Raw genomic sequence first — 18,771 nt, 5'->3', positions numbered from 1 at the left:
GGATCGATTTCGCCACGACAGCCGATCGCTACGGGCGAGAAACGCGTCGGTACGCGTCTCTCGAAGGCCGCCGAAAACCAAACTGCCGTCTGATCAGTGCTGGTGGCCGGTCGCTTCGCCGAACGTGACGCCGAACCGCTCCTCGAAGAGGTCCATCACGCGGGACTCTTGGGCCTCGAGTTCTTCGTCCGTCCCCTCGCCGTGGTGGACGACGTGGTGGGCGCGACTCGCGAACGAGAGCAGCGCGACATCGCCGATGGTCTCGGTCGGGGTCTGGTCGCCTTCGGCGACGAGGTCGAGGAGTCCCGCCGGCACCGTCACGGTCTCCGTTTCCTCGCCGTCCGCGTCTATCGAGAAGGTTATCGTCTCAACTTCGTCTGTCATACGTCTACCCTCACGGAGCCAGCCTAAAGGTGCTGTGACTTGTGTCTCCCGGCCGACTGGTGGCGAGTGACCGAGTACGTTTCAGTGATCCGGAGTGTCGCCTCGGTGTTTTTGCCCGTCGACGCCGTACCGTCGGGTATGCCATCAGTCGAACTCGAGGAAGAGACGGTCCAGCGACTCGACGACCTCCGCATCGAGGACGAGTCCTACGACGAACTGATCACCGAACTCATGAACATCTACGAGACGAGCGAACTGACGCTGTTCCATTCGGGCGACTGATCCGACATCGGTCCGACGAGGCTCCCCTTGTGGCTCGCGGCTCGTTCGACCCTTGCTGGATCCTCGTTCAGACCCCGCCCCGAACCGTTCGGTCCGAGTTCAGTTTTCAGCCGCGGCGTCGCAGACGGACTGCCAGCGGTTGTTCGATTCGAGGCGGGACTGCAACTGGTCGGCGTACTCCTGAGTGAGCGTTTCGGCGGCCTCGCGTTCCGCGTCGTAGGACCCGCCCGACGATCCGCCGCCCACGCCGAGCGCGCTCTTGATCGAATCGACCACGCCGCCGGAACTCGAGCCATCAGCGCCGCTCTGTCCGCCGGCACCCATCGCACCCATCTGCGATCGCACGTTCTCGAGTTCGGGGAGGATGCTCTCGACGTTGTCCGTGTTGGCGACGATCCGAGCGTCGTCGGGGGTTTCGGGCCGCTCGATCTCGAACTCGGTCGCGGTCATGATCAGGTTCCACTCCTGGCTCGAGAATCGAGAGCTCTGGACTCGACTGGAGAACTCCTGATCGAGGGACATCCGTTCGCCGACGATTCGGTCGGTCCACGCGTTCTCGCTCATAGCTACCGGTTGAACGGGTGATGGTATCAGGGTTTCCCTGTCGGGAACCGATCGCGAGAAGTGGTGGGCGGTACCAGGTCGAACGCGACAGTTCAGACGCGCCGTTTCGCGTTCGGTCACTCGCCGACGTGGTTCGTGATCGTCGTGTGCGCGCCGATGAGCGCGCCCGCGAGGTCGAGGTTTTCGAGGTGCGTCCCTTCGTCGATGATCGAGCGCCGAATATCGCCGTTTCGAACCGTCGCGTCGGGGAAGATAACCGCGTGGTCGAGCTCCGAATCTTCGAGGGTCGCCCCCTCCATGACGTGGACGTTCTCGCCGACGGAGACATCCTCGAGGGTCGCCGTGTCGGCGATCATCGACGCGCCGTCGAGATGCCAGGCGACGGCGTCGAGGTAACTCTCGGGCGTACCGATGTCGAACCACGCGTCTTCGAAGGTAAAGGCGTGGGTCGGCTCTCGGTTTTGCAGCCACTGGACGAACCAGCCGGGTTCGTCCGGGTTGTTCCCGTCCTCGAGATAGGTTCCGAGTAGCGAGATAGAATCGCGCGGGAACGCATAACAGGCGATCGAAACGAGGGTGCTCTTGGGGTCGTCGGGCTTTTCCTGAAAGTCGACGACGCGGTCTCCCTCGAGTTCGACGAGTCCGTACGAGGACGCCTTCTCGCGGGAACCGACATCGTAGGCGGCGAGCGTCGGCGTCTCGCGTCGTTCGAAGTAATCGATGAATTCCGGGATTTCGAAGCTGATCAGGTTGTCGCCGGCGATCACCAGCAAATCGTCGTCGACCGCTTCACGCTCGACGAGCTGGGCGAGGGCGCCGACGACGCCGAACTTGTCGGCTTCCTCGCTGGTGTCCTCGATCGATAGCCGTGGTTTTTCGAACTCGGATTCGGCGAGGTGTGTCTCGAAATCGGTCGCGAATCGTTCGTTCGTGCTCACGTACACCTCCTCAATCCGATCGTCGTCCTCGAGCGATCGGAAGATCCGATCGATGACGGTCGAGTCGCCGATGGGGAGGAACATCTTGGGCCGATGTTTCGTGATCGGCCACATCCGGGTCGCGAACCCACCTGCCAAAACGACGGCCTTCATGCTCCGGCTTTCAGCGGCAGTATGTAAGTCACTTACCCTTTCTTCGGCGGGCGATCGGCACTCGAGAGACCGAACAGCTATCCCTCGTCGGGCGCTTTTGGTGGATATGCGAGAAGCCGACGAAACGACGCGACAGCGGCTTGCAGACGAACTGCGAGGCGAGGCGGCGACCCCGAGCGAGCTGGCGGTCGCCCTCGATCTGACGCCCCACGCGGTCGTTCGACACGCCCAACACGTCGCTCGATCCGTCGATAGCACCGACGAGGAGTTCCTCGTCGCGCCGCCGACGTGTCGAGACTGCGGGTTCGACGGCTTCGACGACCTGCTCAACCTTCCCTCGCGATGTCCCTCCTGCAAGAGCGAAGCGGTCGACGAGCCGGTACTGACCGTCGAGTGATCGCCGCCACCCGCTCGACATATCCCGGTCAACGCGTACACGTCCCGGTCAACGCGTGAACGTTCGTGCGATGGGACCGTCATCAGCATGAGACCGTACCGAGGAGCGGAACGAATTGCCACGGTTTCGACACTAATATTTAGTGTGGAGGCTAGGTCCAGAGACGTGAACCGCCGCGATTCGAGGAATCCATGACTACGCCTGCCCACCCGCCGTCCGATTACGCCGAGCTAGCACTGGCAGCGCTCGAGTGGCTCGAGTCCCGGGACGAACTGCCGGAGACGGTCGACGAGACGCTTGCGGTGCTCGCCGATCAGCGACGACGACTCCTGCTCGAGGTGATGGACGAGTACGGCGAGTCTATCACGCTCCCGGACGCCGCAGAGGAGGTCGCAAAGCGGGAGGCAGGCCAGCCGGTCGCGGAACTCTCGGCCGAGGAGGTTGCGAACGTCTACATCTCGCTGTATCACGACCACCTCCCGCGACTCGTCGGCGCGGACTTAGTCGAGTACAATCAGGATCGGGATCTCGTCTCGCCGGGCCCGCTTCGAAACGTCGAGTGACGACTGCCGTCTCGGATGTGCAATCGTTCGATCAGAACTCGACGTTCGAGGTCGACGCTCGGTCGGCCTCGTCGGTCGGAATCGGTCCGGGTCCGAGGAGGTCGTACCCCTCGTCGGTGAGATAGACGTCGCCGTCCTCGACGGCAACCTCGAGGGCCGTGAGATACGCGCCTTCGCAGGGACCGAACGTGCAGACGCCCGAATCGGCCTCGAAGTACGCGCCGTGATTCTCGCAGATTATTTCGCCGTTTCGCATCGCCGCGCCGGTCCCCTTGTCGAGTTTGATGTGCGTGAAGTGCTGGCAGTAGTTCAGCCAGCACTCGAGTTCGCCCGCCTGGCGAACGAGAATCGCCTCCTCGACCTCGTTCGCGTCGCCGTCGGTCTCGACCACGCGAAACACGAACGTCGACTCCTCGGGAACCCCCTCGAGTGCGGTGATTCGGCGTGTCGCGTCCATCGCCGGTGGCTTTCGCTCGAGCCGTGGTCAACGTTTCGAAGACTGGCGGGCGGTGACCGTTTCGAACCTGTCCGGAGTTCGTGCGAGAAACCAGCCTATCGACGACGGGCGAGTCCGACACGCTTATTCGCCGAGGCCACCGAAAACGGTGTAGTGAGTACCGACACGCCCGACCCGACCGAAACCGAAGCGTTCGAGCGGGTCTGTGAAACGCTCGTCGAGCGGATCATCAACGGCGAGGTCGAGCGCGATGAGGTCGAGAAGGCCAAACTCGAGGCCTGTTCGGAGCACTCGGCACCGAAAGTTCCCAAAAACTCCGAACTGCTGGATTACGCGCCCCAGGAGTACCGAGAGGATCTGGAATCGGTTCTCCAGCGCAAACCGGTTCGAACCGCCTCCGGCGTCTCGCCGGTGGCGATCATGACCTCGCCAGAGCGGTGCCCGCACGGGAAGTGTCTGTACTGTCCCGGCGGCCCGGACTCGGAGTTCTCGAGCTCCCAGAGCTACACGGGCGAGGAGCCGGCCGCCGCCCGCGGCGTCCAGAACGACTACGATCCGTACGGACAGGTCACGCTTCGACTCGAGCAGTTGCGCGAGATCGGCCACCCGATCGACAAGGTCGAGTTGATCCTGATGGGCGGCACGATGACCGCCCGGAGCCACGACTACCAGGAGTGGTTCGTCAAGCGAGCGCTCGAGGCGATGAACGACTACGACGTGGACAAAGAACCCGAACCCGCCCAGGGCGTCAGTTTCGCGGAGGACCCCGAGGAGTACGAGTGGACGTATCTCGAGGACGTCATCGCGGAGAACGAGACGGGCAACGTTCGGAACATCGGGACGACCTTCGAGACCAAACCCGACTGGTGTGACCCCGAGCAGATCGACCGGATGTTGGATCTTGGCGGGACGAAAGTCGAGGTCGGCGTCCAGACGACCTACGAGCGGATCAACCGGGAGATGCACCGCGGCCACGGCGTTCAAGAGTCGATCGAGGCGAACCAGCGCCTGCGAGACGCGGCGTTCAAGGTCGGCTTTCACATGATGCCCGGCCAGCCGGGAATGAGCAGAGAGATGTGTCTCGAGGACTTCCGGCGCATCTTCGAGCAGGAACAGTGGAAGCCCGACTACCTGAAGATCTATCCGACGTTGATCGTCCGCGGGACGGCGACCTACGACTGGTGGCACAGAGGCGAGTACGATCCCTTAGACAACGAGGAAGCCGCGGAACTCGTCGCCGAAATCAAGGACATGATCCCGCGCTATACGCGACTCCAGCGGGTCCAGCGTGACATTCCGGCGGACTACATCGACGCCGGCGTCTGGAAGTCGAACCTCCGACAGCTCGCGCGCAAGCGCATGGACGAACACGGCTGGGAGTGTGACTGTATCCGCTGTCGCGAGGCGGGAATGAACGACGCCGAACCCGATCGCGTCGAACTCGACGTGATGAGCTACGAGGCGAGCGGCGGGACCGAACACTTCATCAGCTTCGAGGACTTCGAACAGGACCTTCTGATCGGCTTCTGCCGGCTTCGATTCCCGAACGACCCGGTCAGGGATGAACTCGAGAACGCGGCGCTAATCAGGGAATTGCACGTCTACGGCTCTGAAGTCACGATGGGCGAAGACGGCGAGACGGACCAACACCAGCACCGCGGCTACGGCCGCAAATTGATGAACCAAGCAGAATCGCTTGCCGCCGACGCCGGCTTCGACAAAGTGAGCGTCATCTCCGGGATCGGCGCTCGAGAGTACTACCGGAACAAACTCGGCTACCATCAAGACGGCCCGTACGTGAGCAAACGGCTCTAACCCGCGACGACGGATCGTCCGTTCGTTTTTGATCACTCGATTCGTCGACGATTGGAGTCCGTCGAACGTCGCCGAGAACCGCGACTCCCGGACGAAATTCGCACTTCGATCAGCATAAAATTTATAATCGTAGGTGGGGTCTGGGAGTAACGACTGCACTTCCCAGTAACTCCATATTTTATGAGAGCTAGTGCATGGTGGGTTTAATACCGTCCGAAATATACGATATTAGCCACTCATTCATGTGGTTTCACATGATAACGTGATAATCAATGAGAGAAACAACAATCGCAATCATCCTCATCGTCGCCGCGAGTGTCGGTACAATTGCCGTCGCCGGGGTCACCAACTCGAGTGGCGATGACTTGACCGATCGGGATACCAAGCCAGATGACGGTAAATCGAACGTACTGACCAACGAGTGCCACGACGCGCTCAACGCGTCGAACGAATCCATCGACGCCAACGTCTCCGTCGACGAATTACCCGACGACGCCGAGATCGAGTGCGAAGAGATGGACGACGAATCCATGTTAAACATAACCATCGAAACGAACGACTCGAGCGACGACGGAACCACGGTCACCTCGACGGTACGGACGATCGTCTGGGATACTGAAGACGAACGCGTCGTCTCCCACAGCGTCGCGACGAGCACCTCGTCCCAGAGCACCGAATCGAACGGCTCGACGACACAGCGCACGTCCACGAATCAGAGTAGCACGATCGTGACCGGCGAGGAAAGCGTCGACATCGATCGAGGGGATGTCGTCGCCGAAGACGGCGAGGACGGTGAAGACGGCGAGATAAACGTCAGTACTGGGTAGTGAAACGTCAGTACTCGGAACTCAGTACAGCCTCTCAGTCCTCGAGCGTTTCTCGCCCCTTCGCTTCCGCGCGTCGAAGCACCTCCCGGACCGACCACCGGGTCTCGAGTGCGACCGCCGCCGCGTCGTCGTACTCCGCGCTCACGTCGTAGACGGTCCCATCCGCGTCGCTCGCGATTTTTACGCCGATGTCGTAGCGCTCGCCGTCGCGCTCGAGCGTGACGGCTTCGAACGCCCGATCGGCGATCCAGCGGTGGGTCGCGCCGGTCTCGCGGATGCCGAGCGTTCCCGTCTCCTCGGCCAGCGTTCGGGTGACACGCTCGCGGTTCTCCGGTTTGCAGATGACCTTCACGAGATGCCCCGGGCGGGACTTTTTCATCGTCGTGGGGAGGATCGAGACGTCTCGAGCGCCCGCTTCGGCGAGCGTTTCCTGTAGTCCGCCCAGCACCTCCGGCGTCGTGTCGTCGAGGTTCGTCTCGAGGACCGTGATCTCGTCGCGCACGAGCGGCCCCGCGGCGTCGGCCTCGCCGACCAACACGCGGAGAACGTTAGGGTGTGGATCCAGGTCGTAGCCGCCCGCGCCATAGCCGGACTGCTCGAGCGAGAGCGAGGGGAGCGACTCGACGCCCTCGGCGACGTGGCCCAGAATCGCCGCCCCCGTCGGGGTGAGCAGTTCGGTCTCGACCGGTCCCCCGCGAAGCGACCAGTCTGCTTGCGTGGCGATTTCGACGACCGCGGGGGTCGGAACCGGGTACTGCCCGTGGCTCATCGAGATCGTACCGCCGCCGGTAGCGAGTGGCGTGGTGACGACGCGATCGGCGTCGATGTCGTCGAGCAACAGTGCCACTCCCACGACGTCCGCGATGGCGTCGTCTGCCCCGACCTCGTGGAAGTGGATCTCCTCGAGGTCCTCACCGTGGACGCTCGCCTCCGCTTTGCCCAGCAGTTCGAAGACTGCGAGCGCGTCGCGTTCGACCGCCGGCTCGAGGGCCATCTCCTCGACGATTTCACAGACCTCGAGGTAGCTTCGGTGCGGGCCGTGACCCTCGGCGTGGACGGCGTCGCCGTCTCGAGCGTCGCTGTCGTGGCTCACGTGCTCGCCGTCGTGGTGAGTATGACCGTCGTTTTGGTGACTATGGCCGCCGTGATCGTGCTCGTCGTGGTTGTGGCCGTGACTCTCGTGACCACCGCCGTCGCCGTGGTCATGACTGTGAGCGTGATGACTGCTGCTGTTGTCGTCGCCGTGATCGCCGCCGTCGCGGTCGGTATCGCCGACTTCCTCGAGGCTGCCGTCGGCTCCGGTTTCGGCTCGCTCCTCGGACAGAACCACGTCCACCGTCGTCGCGGTGATCCCACACTTCGTCGTCTCGTCGATCCGGTACTCGAGCGACAGCGCGTCTTCGACTGGCTCGAGGACCGCGGGGTCCCCGCCGGCGTCGAGGAGGGCTCCGAGTAGCATATCGCCGCTTGCCCCCATTCGACCGTCGAACGCCAGGAGTGTCATGTCTACGAGGGCGGGAGGTGGTACCAAAAGTCCTCGTTCTTCCGACCGAGTGACCCGCGGGATCTGGTCGCCGTCATGACGGCGAAATCGGACGACGCCGGTACATCTATGTACCTCCCTGTCCGACCACCATATGTTAGACGATAGCATGGTCGAACGCCGGTTCACAGCCGCTGCTCACACGAGCACAAAACCTATCCGATCACGTACCGGAGTTACAGACAACGCCGTCCATCCCGAAATATGAACGAAGTTCAACTCGAGGTTGCGAAAGCGTACCCGAACGACTCGGGGCGCGGTATCGCCCGACTTGATCCGGACACGCTGTTGCATCTCAAGCTCAGTCCGGGCGACATCATCGAAATAGAAGGTGCAGACACGACCGCCGCGAAGGTGTGGCGGGCCGACCGACAGGACTGGAACACGGACACCGTCCGAATCGACGGGTTCACGCGACAGAACGCCGACGTGGGGATCGGCGAACGGGTTACGATCCGGAAAGCGGAGGCGACGAAGGCGAACAAACTCGTCCTCGCGCCGCCCGAAGAGGCGTCGGTGCAGTTCGGTTCCGACGCCGCCGGCATGGTCAAACGCCAGATTCTAAAACGTCCGGTCGTCGGGAAGGACATCGTCCCGGTTATGTCCTCGACGAACCACCCCTTCATGCGTTCGCCGGGACAGGCGATTCCCCTGATCGCGGTCGAGACCGAACCGGAAGGTGTTGTCCTGATCACGGAGGATACTGACGTGGAACTCCGAGAAGAGCCGATTTCAGGCTTCGAGAAAACCGGCGGTGGTATCACCTACGAGGATATCGGCGGCCTCCAGAGCGAGATACAGCGGGTCCGCGAGATGGTCGAGTTGCCGATGAAACACCCCCAGATCTTCAAGAAACTGGGGATCGAGCCGCCACAGGGCGTGTTGCTCCACGGCCCGCCCGGGACCGGCAAAACGCTGCTCGCGAAAGCGGTCGCCAACGAGACCTCCGCGAGTTTCTTCTCTATCGCGGGCCCGGAGATCATCTCGAAGTACTACGGCGAGTCCGAACAGCAGTTGCGCGAGATCTTCGAGGACGCAAGCGAGGAGTCGCCCGCGATCATCTTCATCGACGAACTCGACTCCATCGCGCCCAAACGCGAGGATGTCACGGGCGAGGTCGAACGCCGCGTCGTCGCGCAGTTGCTGACGATGATGGACGGCCTCGAGGCCCGCGGCCAGGTCATCGTGATCGCCGCGACCAACCGCGTCGATTCGGTCGATCCGGCGCTGCGACGACCCGGCCGGTTCGACCGCGAGATCGAGATTGGCGTCCCAGACGAGGTCGGTCGCGAGGAGATCCTGCAGATCCACACGCGCGGGATGCCCCTCTCCGACGACGTTAGCCTCTCGCACCTGGCGGACGAGACCCACGGCTTCGTCGGCGCGGACATCGAGAGCCTCACCAAAGAGGCGGCGATGAAAGCGCTCCGACGCTACCTCCCCGAGATCGACCTCGACGAGGAAGACATCCCGCCGAGTCTGATCGACCGGATGATCGTCAAACGCGACGACTTCGGCGGCGCGCTCAACGAGGTCGAGCCCTCGGCGATGCGGGAGGTCCTCGTCGAATTACCGAAGATCTCCTGGGACGACGTCGGCGGTCTCCACGAGGCCAAAGATCAGGTTCAAGAGTCCGTCGAGTGGCCGTTGAACAACGCCGAACGCTTCGAACGGATGGGTATCGATCCGCCGGCGGGCGTCCTGCTGTACGGCCCGCCCGGCACCGGCAAGACCCTGATGGCGAAAGCCGTGGCCAACGAAACCAACGCGAACTTCATCTCCGTCCGCGGGCCACAGCTCCTCTCGAAGTGGGTCGGCGAGTCCGAGAAGGCGATCCGCCAGACCTTCCGCAAGGCCCGGCAGGTTTCGCCCACGGTGATCTTCTTCGACGAACTCGATGCGCTCGCGCCCGGCCGCGGCGGCGAGGTCGGATCGAACGTCTCCGAACGGGTCGTCAACCAGCTGCTGACGGAACTCGACGGCCTCGAGGATATGGGCAACGTGATGGTCATCGGCGCGACGAACCGCCCGGACATGATCGACCCCGCGTTGCTCCGCTCAGGTCGATTCGACCGCCTCGTCATGATCGGCGAACCGGACGTCGAAGGCCGCGAGCGGATCCTCGAGATCCACACCGAGGACACGCCGCTGGCCGCCGATGTCAGTCTCGCAGAGATCGCGGAGATCACGGACGGCTACGTCGGCAGTGACCTCGAGTCGATCGGACGCGAGGCGGCTATCGAAGCCCTTCGCGAGGACACCCAGGCGGACGTCGTCGAAATGCGCCACTTCAGACAGGCGATGGAGAACGTTCGCCCGACGATCACCGACGACATCCTCGACTACTACGAACAGATCAAAGAGGACTTCGCGGGCGGCTCGAGCGTGACCGAACCGGGAACGGGTCGCCGGGGCAGTCGTATCGGATTCCAGTAACTTCCTCGTCTTTTCGCTCGCTACTCGAGCTAGCGGGTGTCGATCGTTCGGTTCCTCGACGAGCGTGGTCGCACGGTTACTGTGAGCGGGGCTTCAGTCGCCGGTACGAACGTCACCTCAGTCTCCGGTGAGAACGGACACTCGATAACGATCCGTTAACCGACCGTTTCGGCGGGACACGCACTCGTTGGGAGCGGACACGATCGCGATTTTGCCGCGACTGGCGCAAATTCGGGTCATGGGGATAGCTGGCTGGGTTTTCCGCCGATAGTCGTCGATATCTGGCGTCACATTCGCCTTCATTCGTCTGAATTCTCCACAACTTCTCGAGACGATCGGGGCCCTATTTCCACGCCAGCGGAGTAGCCCGTTCTATCTCGAACAGTAATGTCAAACCAATCACCACACGATCGCCGGCGGGCCTCGTCGGGCGAATCGGTAGACGGACAGAACGCGACACAGCGGCCGCTCGAGCGCTACCTTCCGTCGGTCGCGAAGCCGATCCGAGTGGCGAGTTTCTGGCTGGCTATCGTCCTGCCGTTCTTCTACATCCCGCTTTTGCTCACCGGGCTCTCGAACGGGGCGGAAACCGGAACCTTCCTCGCGCTGCTGGGGTGTAACCTCGGAGCGCTCTACGTGGGCCACTCCTATCGAATCGACGACGAACTGTGACCGGTGGATGATTCCAGCCGCTGTGACTGGAGGGCAGTTCCAGCCGTTGTGACTCGGGACGGTTCTGGTCGTTGTCATTGGGGACGGCTCGAGTCGTATTGCGAGCGCTATCGACTCACGGAGGCGATCGCGCGTCGGATCGCTTCGCGCTTGACGAGGAGAAAGCCGGTGGCGATACAGGCGAAGCCGACGGCCGTCGCGGGCTCGATCGCTTCCTCGAGGTAGAGCCAGCCGACGACGGCGGCCACGATCGGGGCGACGTACGAGACCATGTTGATCTCGACGGCGCCGAGTCGCTCGAGCAACTCGAAGTAGAGCAGGAATCCGACCGCGCTCGCGGCACACGCGAGATACGCCAGCGCACCGATCGCTTCGGGGGTGATCCATTCCGAGGGATCGATCGGTTCTCGAATCGCGAGACTCGCGCCGTGCATCACGAGCGCGCCGCCGAGCATCGACCAGGCCTCCATGGTCTCGATCTCGATCGGCGCGTCGATCCGTCGGACGAGGACGCTTCCGAGCGCGAACGCCGTCGCGGCGAGAAAGACCAGTAGCGTCGCGATTACGTCCGTCGCGAACAGGTCGGACGGATCGGGGCGGGCGATGATCGCGACGCCGAGAAGCCCGAGGACGACGCCGCCAAGCCCGGTCGGCGAGAGCGCATCGGCCGGGAACAACACCCGCGAGAACCCGGTGGTTAGAACCGGCGAGAGGCTGACCAGGATCGCCGCGGCGGCGGCGGTGGTGTGGCGCTGGCCGACGAACAGGAACGCGTGGTAGCCGGCGATGAGAAACACCGCGCCGACGGCGACCGCGTACCACTCCCGGCGTCCGCGCGGGAGCCAGTCCTCGGCGGCGTAGGCGGCGTAGCCGAGCATCAGCAAGCTCGCGATATCGTAGCGAAACGCGGCGAACAACACCGGCGGGAAGTGTTCGAGACCGGCGCTGATCGCGACGAACGCCGATCCCCAGAGGAGCGAGAGGAGAGCGAACAGGAAGACGGGACGACTTCGACTCACGCATCTCCGTTCGAGTCGCGAATCCTATACGTTGTGGTATTCCGTCGATGAGAGCGGAGTTCGATGTAGCTATCGTCCTCGCTCGAGCGACGATGTAAGCCAGCCCCGATCGGGAAGCTTCAGGCTCGTATTGGTGATCCAGAATTTGGTGTATTGCATAACTCCCTGTGCTGTTCGATGCGGTTTCACGGGTAGATACCTGGCAAAACTTTAAGTTGCCTTCAGAACCAACGTGAGGTATGGCCGCCCACGGCCGCCCCGCACTGCGGGACCTGTTCGACGAGTCGCCGACCCCACACATCGCACACCCACCCCGAACCCACCATCGAGACTTCTACGTCGCGACGGACGGGTCGTTTCGGCAGACGGGTGGCGGGCTCGGCGCAGTTATCGAAACCAGAGATGGCACTCGAGTCGCGCGCGTTGCGACCGCGGATGCCCCACCCGATAACAACGTCGCCGAGTATCGTGCGTTACATCTCGGACTCGACGTACTGGCTGCACGCGCACCGCGACACGCGAGCGTCGGTGTTCTCATCGATCACGATTCGTTAGCCAGCAACGTCAACAACGCGATTCTGGCGACGAACCACCCCGATCGGAAGCCCCCGCGACCGTTTTCGATCCCGTCGAACACGGAACACCACTGGCGGGGGATTCGGGCTCGAGTCAACGGCTTCGACGAGATCCGTGCGGCCCGCATCGATAGCGACCAGAACCCGGCTCACGCGCTCGCGAACGAGCCGTCCCAGTACGAACACGTCAACCGGGAACTCGATCGGTGCGTGCTTCCCGATCCGCCCGAGCCGACGATTTCGGAGGTTCCGCCGCCGTCTCGAGCCAACCGAAACGGCGGTCGCGCCTCCGATTGATCGGCGCCGTCGCTTCAGGCGGGCAGTCGTTCGATCCGCCGATCGCATTTCGAGGCGTCGGTCGGTCCGCTAACAGCTTCGACCGGTTCGGTTCGATCACTCGTGTCGATCGTCCCACATCGATCGCTCCGGTTCGAACCGCCATCGTTATTTTCTCGCCCTGAAGAATCAATTTCGATGAGTCTTCGCGTCGCCGTCGCTGCGCCGTTCGTCCAGAACGGCACAGACAGACTTCGAGAAAACGAGTTCGTCGTCGCGCTCTCCCTGGATCGGGACTGGTTTTCCCCCGATCAGGCGACGCGGCTGATCGATGTCGCGACCGGCGAGGATCTCCTTTCGCGAGACGGAACTGACCTCGAGCTATCGTTCGACCCTGCGACGGTGACGATCCCCGACGACTTCGTTCCGGACGAGGACATCCTCGCGGAGCGGTCGGCGTTCGAGCGCGTCCTCGATGCGCTCGTCGCGGAGGGGACGGAGAAACACGAGGCCGTCGGCGCGATCAACACCCTCCAGCGGGAACTCGATGTCACGATCGAAGCCGCGGCCGTCGTCTACGCGCGCCGGGAGGGAATCGACGTCTCCGATCTAGCTCCCGTCGCCAGAGACGCCTTAGTCGGGTCCGAGGACTGAGCCCCCGCGACCGAAGACGATTACTCCGTCGGGGCCAACCTGGCCGTATGGTCGAGACGCGAGTTACGGACGGCCGTCGAATCGCCGAACTCCTCGCGAGCGAAATCGACGGCCGGGAAGACGGCCACCTCGAGCGGCTGGCTGTCGTCGACGCCGACACGGACGTCGAGCCGACGACCGACGGCGCTCGAGCGTACGATGTCGAACAGATAGGGGAGCCCGAAGGGATGGTAGTCATCGCTCGTGTATTCGTCCACGAGGATCGCGTCCGCGTCGAATTCGAACGGGGACACGAGCGCGCGGCAGCAGCCGCCGAGTCGGTCGGGCTCAGAGTTCGGCCGAAAGCGACGACGCCGCCAAAAACACTCGTGTTCGTCGAAGATGGCGGGGAAGTCAAACGAGCATCGGACGTCTTCGACGACGTGAGCCAATCGATTGCGGAGTGACTTTTCTGGGGTTTCCGCCGTAGAAAGCGTGTCCACTCACTCGAGCGTCGCGAGCACGCCCGGAAGCTCCGCCGCGATCGAATCCTGCGCCAAGTGGTCGGCGGCCCGGTCGTCCGGCGCGGGGCCGTCGGGTTTCAGCACCTGGATCGCGTCCATTCCGGCGTTGGTCGCGCCGGCGATATCGGCCTCGACGTCGTCGCCGACGTAAACCGCGTTCCCGGCGTCGACGGCCAGTTCGGACAGGATCGCGTCGAAGGCTCGCGGGTCGGGTTTGCCCGCCTCGAGTTCGCCTGTGACGAGCGCCGCGTCGAAGGTGCATTCCCAGCCCAACGTCTCGAGCTTGTCCCGCTGGGCCCGGACGGGGCCGTTCGTGAGCAGACCGACGCTGTAGCGGTTCCGGAGGTCATCGAGTAGCGATTCGACGCCGGTGACGGGCGACAGCGAATCAGCGATGGTCCGGCGGTACGCGACGGCGAGTTCCTCGGCGTCCGCGTCCGTCTCTCGACCGGCCAGCAGTTCGGCGAAGATGGGTTTGCGAGTCGTTCGCGTGAGGTGCTGGCGGTGTGCGTCGAGGTACGACTCGCGGCTGATCGACGGCGTCCCCGTCGCAGCGGTGACATCCTCGAGAATCGTCTCCCGATCCCGGTCCGGGACGGCGAGCGTTTCGTCGAGGTCGAAGACGACCGCCTCTACCATGCTCGGTGCAAGGAACCGGACGGGTTTGAAGGTATCTCTTTTCGAAGTTCAGTATCTAGTTTCCAGGCTGTTTCTCGGTACCTGCGACGCGCTCGAGTCGCGGGACGAGCGCGGCTTCGACGCGGTCGGAGTACTGCATGAGCGTCGTCCCGAGGATGCTCATCAACAGTACGTAACCGACCGAGAAGGCGTAGATCGTATCGACGACGCCCGTCCCGATCGCGCCGCCCGAACCCGAACTGGTGACCGCGATGACGGTACTCGCGATGATCAGCGAGAACTCCCCGCGGGTGACCATCCCGAGGCCGACGCGGATCGACCGACGCTCGTCGAGGTCGTAGATCCGACCGCCGAGGTAGCCGCTGACGAGTTTCGCCGGCGTCGTGAGTAAGGCTGCGATCACGATCATGCCCGCGACGCCGCCGAAGACGCTCGGATCGGTCAGCAGGCCGATCCAGAAGAAAAAGACCGCCGCGAACGTGTCCCGCAGGGGCGCGAGCAGTTGCTCGAGGTCGTGGACGTGGTCGGTCGAGGAGAATGCCATCCCGACGAAGAAAGCCGCGACGGCCTCGCTGACCCCGAGCGAGAGGGCGGCGCCGGAGACGAGCACAAGGACGCCCAGCGTCCGGAGGACGAGAAACTCGAATGAGTCCGTCTCGAGCAGTTGCTGGAACCACTCGCTTCCGAAGTAGACGAGCACCAGCAGTCCGACGATGAACGCCATCGCGGCGCCGATCTGACCGATCGCGTCGCCGACGTTGCCGCCACCGAGAACGAGCGCCGAGACGACGGCGAGGTAGATCGCGATGAACAGGTCCTCGTAGACGAGCGTCCCGAGCATCGCGTCGGCCTCGTCGTTTGCGATCCAGCCGAGGTCGATGAGCGATTTGGTGATGATCGCCGACGAGGAGATGTAGACGATTCCGGCGAGGATGAACGCCGCCAGGAGGTCGCCGAAAAAGAACCAGCCGAGTACCAGTCCGACGCCGAAGTTCAACGCGAGGTCGATCGACCCGGCTTTGCCGATCCGGTTTCGGGTCTCGAGCAGTCGTTCGAGGTTGAACTCGAGGCCGAGAAAGAAGAGCAGAAAGACGATTCCGAGCTCGGCCCCGAGGTAGATGAAGTCGGTCTCGGCCAGGTAGGGGAACGTCTCGCCGACGACCGGGGTGAGGAACTCGGGGACCGGCGCGGTACCGAGGACGTACTCGTTCAAGACCATCCCGAACAGGATGTACAACGGGATGACCGACTGTCCGAGTCGATTCGCGAGGACGCCGGCGCTCGCCGCCGCGGCGAACAGGACGCCGATCTCGATCAGCGTGGTTTCAGTCGCCACTCGCTGTCACCTCCTGCGAGCCCTCCACGGCGATCACTCCCGCCCGCCGTTCCCGAGCAACTGTTCGAACTCGATGCAGTCCTCGCGCTCGCCGACGACGACGACCGTGTCCTCGGCCTCGAGGACGGTTTCGGGCGTCGGCGGGGTGATGACCTCGGAGCCGCGCTGGATCGCGATGATCGAAACGCCGGTCCGTTCGCGGATCTTCGCGTCGGCGATCGCCTGCCCGACGAGGTCCGAATCCGCCGGCACGCCGTACCACTCGATGAACGTCTCGTCGGTGAGCATCGTTTCGACCCGGTTCGTCTTGACCGGCTGGAAGTACGCGCCCTCGAGGATCGTGCCCACTTTTCGAGCCATCCGATCCGGGAGTTCGAACAGTTTGTCGCTGTCTGCGTCCGCGTCGGCTTTCAGGTAGACCTCTCGCTTTCCGGTGTTGTGCGTCACGATAACGAGGCGTTCTCCCCCCTCGAGTTCGACCTCGTATTTCTTCCCGACGCCGGGAAGATCGCTCTCGTAGATAGTCATACCTGCTAGTCGAGACGGACGGATATTAAATACCGTGACACCGGGACCGGGTGATGAACCATCGTCGCTTGTCACCGATTCCGTTCGGGAGTTCGAATGTTCGAGGTGGCGAGGACCCGATCAGAGACGAGGATCCGATCAGGACTGTTCGGCGTCTCGGCGCGCGACGATGCCGAGTCCGATCCACGTGATCACGGCCTCGTCGTCCTGGTTGTACGCCGTCAGTCTGGTGTCGACGTGACCGACCGTCGGGTCGTCCTCGAGCGGTCGTTTGTCGACGACTTCGACGGTCATCGAGAGCGTATCGCCGGGCGTGACGGGTTTGATCCAGCGAAGTTCGTCGATTCCACGTGCCCCGAGCCACGCCTCGTCGGCGATATTTTCGACGAACTCGCGCATACACAGCGACGCCGTGTGCCACCCGCTCGCGATGAGTTCTCCGAACATGGAATCTTCGGCGGCGTCCTCGTCGACGTGGTACGTCTGGGGATCGTACTGCTCGGCGAACTCGATTATCTCGTCTTTCGAAACCGTTCGATCGCCGAAGGAATGGGTATCTCCGACTTCGATGTCCTCGTAGTACGTTGCCATGCCTCGAGAACGCCGGTGAACCGAGAAATAGCTTGCTGGTATCGATCGACCCGAGCCCCGACATCGCGTCGGCGTTCGAACTCTCTGCGTGGAACCCTTTGCGCGGGAATCCGGGACGTTTCGACGCGCCAACTAGTCGTCCGAGTTCGCAACGCCCTCGAGCAGGTACGTCGCGCTCTCTACGTTCGTCGCCAGCGCAGTGTCGTGGACGTCACAGATGCGCAGCAGGGCCGAGATGTCCGGCTCGTGGGGCTGGGCGGTCAGCGGATCCCGCAGGAAGACGATGCCGTCGAGTCGCCCCTCCGCAACCTGCGCGCCGATCATCAGGTCGCCCCCGAGCGGTCCCGACTCCATGCGGTCGATCTCGAGGTCGGTGGCTTCCATCAGTCGCTTGCCGGTCGTTCCGGTCGCGATCAGGTCGTACTCGAGCAGTTGCGATCGGTGGGCCTGTGCGAACTCGATGAGTTCCGGTTTCTTCTCGTCGTGTGCGATGAGCGCCAGTCGCGTCATAGGTCCTACTGACGTGACGTTCTCGGATAGGTTCTCCCCATCACCATCACGCGTCGTCGGCGCTTGAGCGCCGGCGATAGCCTGGTCGGCGTCGCTGAGTCGTCGGTCATCGCTGAGTCGTCGGTCATCGCTGCGTCGTCCGTCGTCGCTGCGTCTCCCGCTCGAGGCGGGGCCGATAGCAACACTTTCGGCCGTCGGGTTTGCACTCGAGGGCATGAACTTCTTCGATCGGCTGCACGACCGCATCGTCTCGGTCGACAGCGTCGTCAGCGTCGGGCTGGATCCCGACCCGAAACGCATCCCGGACCACCTCGAGGGGTACGACCTTCCGCGGTGGGCGTTCAACCGCCGGATCATCGACGCGACCCACGAACACGCCGCGGTCTACAAACCAAACGCCGCGTTCTACGAGGACCCCGACGGCTGGCGCGCCCTCGAGGAGACGGTCGCCTACGCCCACGGCAAGGGCGTCCCGGTCCTGCTCGACGCCAAGCGGGCCGACATCGGCAACACGACCCGACAGTACGCGCAGATCCTCGAGACGGTCGACGCGATCACCGTCAACCCCTACATGGGTCGTGACTCCCTCCAGCCGTTTCTCGCCGAGGAGGAAGCCGGCGTGTTCGTCCTCTGTCGAACGTCGAACCCCGGCGGCGCGGATCTGCAGGACCTCGAGCTCGCGTCCGGTGAACCGCTCTACGAACGGGTGGCGGCGCTGGCAGACACCTGGAACGCGAACGACAACGTCGGCCTCGTCGTCGGCGCGACGAACCCGGACGAACTCGAGGAGGTCCGAGAGCTGGCACCGGATCTGCCTTTCCTCGTGCCGGGCATCGGCGCGCAAGGCGGCGACGCCGAAGCCGCCGTCGAACACGGCCTCGCGAACGGCGTCGGCCTCGTCAACTCCTCTCGAGGGATCATCTTCGCCGGCGAGGACGCGGGAGAAGAGTTCGCAGCCGCTGCCGGTCAGGCCGCGGCGAAGTTGCAGTCCAGATTGAACAAGTACCGAGACTGAGATATCGGACCGATACCGAAACCGAGCCACTGAATCAGTGTCGGAGCTGAGACTGGGCGGTTTAGACGCCGCTGGTGGCTGTTTTTCAACGGTG

Annotated in this window: 22 protein-coding genes; 11 read left to right on the top strand and 11 right to left on the bottom strand. The window is 63.3% G+C overall.

Annotation, left to right across the window (positions count from 1 at the left end; translation table 11 throughout):
* Positions 1 to 93: 93 nt before the first annotated feature.
* Positions 94 to 384: a hypothetical protein gene (locus EL22_RS01975; protein ID WP_050049920.1), complete on the bottom strand. Its 291-nt coding sequence runs from the start codon at positions 382 to 384 to the stop codon at positions 94 to 96.
* 138 nt (positions 385 to 522) lie between these two features.
* On the opposite strand from EL22_RS01975, the gene EL22_RS17820 reads away from it, so the two are divergent.
* Complete coding sequence (locus tag EL22_RS17820; RefSeq protein ID WP_197075825.1) at positions 523 to 666, top strand: hypothetical protein; 144 nt, start codon at positions 523 to 525, stop codon at positions 664 to 666.
* A 99-nt stretch (positions 667 to 765) separates the two neighbouring features.
* Here EL22_RS17820 and EL22_RS01965 read toward each other — a convergent pair whose 3' ends face one another.
* Together EL22_RS01965 and EL22_RS01960 are read right to left on the bottom strand one after the other, a co-directional pair.
* Positions 766 to 1,230, bottom strand: coding sequence for a DUF5799 family protein (locus EL22_RS01965; RefSeq protein WP_050049918.1), 465 nt, complete (start codon positions 1,228 to 1,230; stop codon positions 766 to 768).
* Positions 1,231 to 1,346: 116 nt separating this feature from the next.
* On the bottom strand, positions 1,347 to 2,321 hold the full coding sequence (locus tag EL22_RS01960; protein WP_050049917.1) for a sugar phosphate nucleotidyltransferase: 975 nt from the start codon (positions 2,319 to 2,321) through the stop codon (positions 1,347 to 1,349).
* A 106-nt stretch (positions 2,322 to 2,427) separates the two neighbouring features.
* On the opposite strand from EL22_RS01960, the gene EL22_RS01955 reads away from it, so the two are divergent.
* Both EL22_RS01955 and EL22_RS01950 read left to right on the top strand, forming a co-directional pair.
* Positions 2,428 to 2,718 (top strand): transcriptional regulator, encoded by a 291-nt coding sequence (locus EL22_RS01955; protein WP_050049916.1) that lies wholly within the window; start codon positions 2,428 to 2,430, stop codon positions 2,716 to 2,718.
* A 191-nt stretch (positions 2,719 to 2,909) separates the two neighbouring features.
* The gene (locus EL22_RS01950; RefSeq protein WP_050049915.1) at positions 2,910 to 3,281 is read left to right on the top strand and encodes a hypothetical protein; all 372 of its coding nucleotides are present in this window, start codon (positions 2,910 to 2,912) and stop codon (positions 3,279 to 3,281) included.
* A 31-nt stretch (positions 3,282 to 3,312) separates the two neighbouring features.
* Here the strand turns inward: EL22_RS01950 and EL22_RS01945 are convergent, their stop codons facing one another.
* Positions 3,313 to 3,738 carry a Rieske 2Fe-2S domain-containing protein gene (locus tag EL22_RS01945; protein WP_050049914.1) on the bottom strand — a complete coding sequence of 142 codons (426 nt, stop codon included), beginning with the start codon at positions 3,736 to 3,738 and terminating at the stop codon, positions 3,313 to 3,315.
* A gap of 153 nt (positions 3,739 to 3,891) precedes the next feature.
* Between EL22_RS01945 and EL22_RS01940 the strand changes: the two genes are divergently transcribed.
* Both EL22_RS01940 and EL22_RS01935 read left to right on the top strand, forming a co-directional pair.
* On the top strand, positions 3,892 to 5,553 hold the full coding sequence (locus tag EL22_RS01940; protein ID WP_050049913.1) for a tRNA uridine(34) 5-carboxymethylaminomethyl modification radical SAM/GNAT enzyme Elp3: 1,662 nt from the start codon (positions 3,892 to 3,894) through the stop codon (positions 5,551 to 5,553).
* Between the two features lie 272 nt (positions 5,554 to 5,825).
* Positions 5,826 to 6,380, top strand: coding sequence for a hypothetical protein (locus tag EL22_RS01935; RefSeq protein WP_050049912.1), 555 nt, complete (start codon positions 5,826 to 5,828; stop codon positions 6,378 to 6,380).
* Positions 6,381 to 6,414: 34 nt separating this feature from the next.
* On the opposite strand, the gene larC is transcribed toward EL22_RS01935, so the two are convergent.
* Positions 6,415 to 7,884: a nickel pincer cofactor biosynthesis protein LarC gene (gene larC / locus EL22_RS01930; protein WP_050049911.1), complete on the bottom strand. Its 1,470-nt coding sequence runs from the start codon at positions 7,882 to 7,884 to the stop codon at positions 6,415 to 6,417.
* A gap of 243 nt (positions 7,885 to 8,127) precedes the next feature.
* Between larC and EL22_RS01925 the strand changes: the two genes are divergently transcribed.
* Positions 8,128 to 10,359 (top strand): CDC48 family AAA ATPase, encoded by a 2,232-nt coding sequence (locus tag EL22_RS01925; RefSeq protein ID WP_050049910.1) that lies wholly within the window; start codon positions 8,128 to 8,130, stop codon positions 10,357 to 10,359.
* 387 nt (positions 10,360 to 10,746) lie between these two features.
* Complete coding sequence (locus EL22_RS01920) at positions 10,747 to 11,031, top strand: hypothetical protein (RefSeq protein WP_050049909.1); 285 nt, start codon at positions 10,747 to 10,749, stop codon at positions 11,029 to 11,031.
* Positions 11,032 to 11,138: 107 nt separating this feature from the next.
* On the opposite strand, the gene EL22_RS01915 is transcribed toward EL22_RS01920, so the two are convergent.
* Entirely contained in the window at positions 11,139 to 12,050 is a 912-nt protein-coding gene (locus tag EL22_RS01915; RefSeq protein WP_050049908.1) for a DMT family transporter, read from the bottom strand.
* A 239-nt stretch (positions 12,051 to 12,289) separates the two neighbouring features.
* Here EL22_RS01915 and EL22_RS01910 point away from each other — a divergent pair, with 239 nt between their 5' ends.
* The 3 genes from EL22_RS01910 (at position 12,290) to EL22_RS01895 (ending at position 14,001) form a co-directional block, all read left to right on the top strand.
* Positions 12,290 to 12,922 carry a reverse transcriptase-like protein gene (locus tag EL22_RS01910; protein WP_050049907.1) on the top strand — a complete coding sequence of 211 codons (633 nt, stop codon included), beginning with the start codon at positions 12,290 to 12,292 and terminating at the stop codon, positions 12,920 to 12,922.
* A gap of 177 nt (positions 12,923 to 13,099) precedes the next feature.
* The gene (locus EL22_RS01900) at positions 13,100 to 13,555 is read left to right on the top strand and encodes a DUF2240 family protein (protein WP_050049905.1); all 456 of its coding nucleotides are present in this window, start codon (positions 13,100 to 13,102) and stop codon (positions 13,553 to 13,555) included.
* A 47-nt stretch (positions 13,556 to 13,602) separates the two neighbouring features.
* On the top strand, positions 13,603 to 14,001 hold the full coding sequence (locus EL22_RS01895; RefSeq protein WP_050049904.1) for a hypothetical protein: 399 nt from the start codon (positions 13,603 to 13,605) through the stop codon (positions 13,999 to 14,001).
* A gap of 36 nt (positions 14,002 to 14,037) precedes the next feature.
* Here EL22_RS01895 and EL22_RS01890 read toward each other — a convergent pair whose 3' ends face one another.
* The 5 genes from EL22_RS01890 to EL22_RS01870 all read right to left on the bottom strand — a co-directional run bounded on the left by EL22_RS01890 (position 14,038) and on the right by EL22_RS01870 (position 17,662).
* Positions 14,038 to 14,697, bottom strand: a complete 660-nt coding sequence (locus EL22_RS01890) for an HAD family hydrolase (RefSeq protein ID WP_050049903.1) — start codon at positions 14,695 to 14,697, stop codon at positions 14,038 to 14,040.
* A 55-nt stretch (positions 14,698 to 14,752) separates the two neighbouring features.
* Positions 14,753 to 16,033 carry a cation:proton antiporter gene (locus tag EL22_RS01885; protein ID WP_050049902.1) on the bottom strand — a complete coding sequence of 427 codons (1,281 nt, stop codon included), beginning with the start codon at positions 16,031 to 16,033 and terminating at the stop codon, positions 14,753 to 14,755.
* Positions 16,034 to 16,066: 33 nt separating this feature from the next.
* A complete protein-coding gene (locus tag EL22_RS01880) occupies positions 16,067 to 16,561 on the bottom strand; it encodes a cation:proton antiporter regulatory subunit (protein ID WP_050049901.1) in 495 nt (164 codons plus the stop codon).
* Between the two features lie 138 nt (positions 16,562 to 16,699).
* Positions 16,700 to 17,152 (bottom strand): MaoC family dehydratase, encoded by a 453-nt coding sequence (locus EL22_RS01875; RefSeq protein WP_050049900.1) that lies wholly within the window; start codon positions 17,150 to 17,152, stop codon positions 16,700 to 16,702.
* Between the two features lie 132 nt (positions 17,153 to 17,284).
* Positions 17,285 to 17,662 (bottom strand): methylglyoxal synthase, encoded by a 378-nt coding sequence (locus tag EL22_RS01870; RefSeq protein ID WP_050050480.1) that lies wholly within the window; start codon positions 17,660 to 17,662, stop codon positions 17,285 to 17,287.
* Positions 17,663 to 17,876: 214 nt separating this feature from the next.
* Here EL22_RS01870 and pyrF point away from each other — a divergent pair, with 214 nt between their 5' ends.
* Positions 17,877 to 18,677, top strand: coding sequence for an orotidine-5'-phosphate decarboxylase (pyrF, locus tag EL22_RS01865; RefSeq protein ID WP_050049899.1), 801 nt, complete (start codon positions 17,877 to 17,879; stop codon positions 18,675 to 18,677).
* Positions 18,678 to 18,771: the final 94 nt, after the last annotated feature.

Origin of the sequence: Halostagnicola sp. A56 (assembly GCF_000691505.1) — an archaeon.
Lineage (GTDB): Archaea > Halobacteriota > Halobacteria > Halobacteriales > Natrialbaceae > Halostagnicola.
Note: the sequence above shows the minus strand (reverse complement) of the source record. Positions and strands in the feature narration are given on the sequence as shown.